Origin of the sequence: Aquimarina megaterium XH134, from assembly GCF_000520975.1 — a bacterium.
In the GTDB taxonomy this organism is placed as follows: Bacteria; Bacteroidota; Bacteroidia; order Flavobacteriales; family Flavobacteriaceae; genus Aquimarina; species Aquimarina megaterium.
On the sequence record NZ_JACB01000107.1, the window covers coordinates 1 to 3,520 of the forward strand.

Sequence of the window (3,520 nt, forward strand, 5' to 3'; positions counted from 1 at the left end):
TAAAGTCTCTGTTTGATCTACCTTACCTTGTGTGAGATAAGTAAATGTAGTTAAGTTATTCTTATAGGTAGTAAAACCCGATTCAAAGTCACTAAAAACGAAACTATTACTTTCAAAACTTAATGAGTTTAAAATATCTGAAGATGCTAAACTCGATAATCCAGAGGGAATACTTCCTGAAAACTTATTTATACCTAATCCTAAGTTTGTTAAACCAGGTAACTGACCTATAGAAGCTGGAATTGCTCCGGTAAGTAAATTTCTGGTAAAACTTAAAACTTCTGTCTTCGTTAGGTTACCCAATTCTAATGGGATCTCACCTTCTAGTTTATTCCAGAAAAGATATAATTTTGTTAAATTAGATAAATTACCTAATTCTTTTGGAATACTACCACTTAATGCATTGTTTCCTAGATTTAAGTACTGTAGAGATGATAAATTTCCTAAAGATATTGGAATTGAACCAGTGATAGTATTACGCTCAAAATGAAGTTCTTCTAAGTTTACTAAATTACCTAATTCTGAAGGCATTGGTCCTTCTAAACGGTTGATATATAACATTAACTTCTTTAGCTTAGACAAATTACCAATAGAGGGTGGAATTACTCCAGCAAGTTGATTGCTAAATAAATTAAGATATTCCAGATTGGATAGATTTCCTAACTCGGCTGGAATCGTACCAGTAAGAGTATTTCGAAATAAATTTAATGTAGTTAGGTTTGTAAGATTTTGTAATGAAACAGGGATTTCTCCTGAAAATTGATTAGAGCCTAGGTTTAACACCTTCAATGCAACCATACTACCAATAGATGTGGGAATAGCACCTGTCATAGCATTACGCTCAACAGTAAATGTTTCTGCATTCACTAAATTACCTATTGAATCTGGTAAAGAACCTGATAATTGATTAATAGCAAAATTAACAAAAGTCAAGTGCACCAGGTTTCCAAAAGATGCCGGAATTGTTCCTTTCAATCCGTTATTTGATAAAGCTAATTTTGTTACTTTTCCATTGGTAACTGTTACACCTGCCCAATCACAAACAAGAGAGTTAGGATCATTAACCAACCATGGTCTATTATTGGCCTGTGTATTCGTCCAATTAGCGCCATCGGTACTATTATAGAAATCTATTAACGCTTGACGTTCTGCAGCAGAGACCCCACAAGTATTCTCTCCTTGGGTTACCAATAACGTTATATCATTACGATAGATACTAAGTCCTGTTACTACACTGTTTTTAACAAGCATCTTGTAAACTCCTGCATCAGTTTCGCTTACATTTGCAATTGTATACTCTTTATTGGTTGCTCCAGGAATAATCGTAGTTCCTTTATACCACTGATATGTATTACTAGAATTTGTAAATACGTTTGATGTTAGTGTTACGCTCCCTCCTATAGATGCGCTAAGTGTTTCTTCGACATCTGCATTTTTCTGGTTATTATAAGTAAAACTAGATAAGTTTGCTTGATATGCAGTGAATTCAGATTCGAAATCAGAAAATATAAATTGATTACCTGAAATCCCAAAATTACTTAACTTGGGTAACGTACTCATTTCTGGAGGAATTTTCCCAGAAAGGTTATTATTATAAAGGTATAATGCTTTTAAATTAACCAATTGTTTAAATGATATTGGAATCGAACCGGTTAAGTCATTATTATGAAAGTGAATATGCTCTATTTTTGTTAATTGACCTAGTTCTGAGGGTATGTCACCACTAATTTTATTACTCGACAAGCCAATTCTCACCATATTAGACAATAAACTCATTTCTGAAGGAATACTACCGGTAAGTTGATTCTTTCCTAATTGTAAATTTTCTAATTTTGACATCTGTCCAAAACTAGAAGGAATGCTTCCAGATATTTGATTATCAGAAACATACAAACGCTTCATATTTACTAACTGTCCTAGTTCTGATGGTAATGTCCCGGTTAAATTATTATTATTTAGGCTTAGAGCATATAATTTTGATAACTGCCCTAATTGTGGAGGAATAATTCCTGTAAGTTGGTTACCACTCAGTGATAAAGATCCAAGGTTAGTTAATAAAGCTAGACTTTCAGGAATACCTCCTGTAAGTTCATTACTTGCCAAGGAAAGTTTTTGAAGACTAGTTAACTGTCCTAATTCTTGTGGTATAGATCCTGTAAGCTTATTATTTGATAAGTATAAGGATCCTAATTTTGAAAGCTGCGCCAGTTCAACCGGAATTGTTCCTGTTAACTGATTATAGCCCATATTAATAAACGTAAGATTTGTTAATTGCCCTAATTGAGGTGGAATCGTACCCGAAAAATTATTACCATCAAAATATAAACGTGACAAACCTGGTGCATTTAATAATGCTGTTATTGGTATTGCTCCAGAAAATTCATTACCACTCAAATGAAGTGATTGTAATCCTGTCATTTGCCCCAAGCTTGTAGGTAATTCCCCTCCAATATTGTTACCACTAAGTACTAATTGATTTATAGAAGATAAATCTCCTATAGAGTTTGGCAGAGTACCAGTTAGATTATTTTTAAAAAAACTTAATTTGGTAACCTTACCGTTTAGTACTGTAACACCATACCAATCACTTACTAAAGAATTAGAGTCATTGATCAACCAAGGTTGAGTTCCCTCTATCGTATTTTTCCAATTATTTCCATTAGTGGCATTATAAAAATCTATTAATGCCTGGCGTTCTGTCGAAGAAACCTGAGCCAATAAAGGAAATGTTAAAAATACTGTTAAGACAAATGCAATAGAATCACCAAAACGTGCTTTTATTTGCTTCATTTATTTTTTATTTTTAGTCAGTTAGTTACTTTTAATTAAGGTGAAAAAATGATTCAAAAATAAGCCAAAAATCTCCCTGTCCGATAACTTAAAGCTATCGGCTATTACTCAAATAAATCACTCAAAATCAAATACTTAAGTATTTTTTTCAAGCAATATTCTCTTAGGTATTTATGAAACTATTTGTAGGACTAGCATTAAAATTAATGGGGTTTATATCAATTTTATTGCTCGGGCAAACTTACTATTTTTTCAAATCAAAATAAAACAATTTATGGTTAACTTATCTTTAACAGAATTGGTGTTTTTAAGCAAAAAACAGTAAAACAATTGAATGCTAAACACTTCATCTCTTAAAATTTTATTTAAATCTATTAAGTAATAATAATCCAACATCACTGCACAAAAACTCTACCTGTTATCTAAAGTTTCTTTTCATTAGTGAAAGAGTTATTACATTAGTTTTAAATACTACAATATCAAAGTCTAATCTAAACAAAGAAGTTCTGAATTTGCTACTTTATAAAATGAATAGCTTTCTTCAAAATTGCCTCTCTATACCAGGTAATACTCTTTAGTTATTTATTACAGTACAAGAATACGAGTAATGAGTCCCATTTTTCGGGACTGAGGAATATTTTTTTTTATTTTTTTTAAGATGATCTTAAAAAAAACATAAAAACCTTAGCAAACAGTGGGTTTTACCACATAATCTTCTTAAAATTATTTT

Annotated in this window: 1 protein-coding gene; it reads right to left on the bottom strand. The window is 31.5% G+C overall.

Annotated features, from left to right (window positions below):
• Positions 1-2,790 (bottom strand): leucine-rich repeat domain-containing protein (locus tag Z053_RS0127250; RefSeq protein ID WP_025668137.1); only part of this gene is annotated, 2,790 nt, incomplete at its 3' end.
• Positions 2,791-3,520 lie beyond the last annotated feature (730 nt).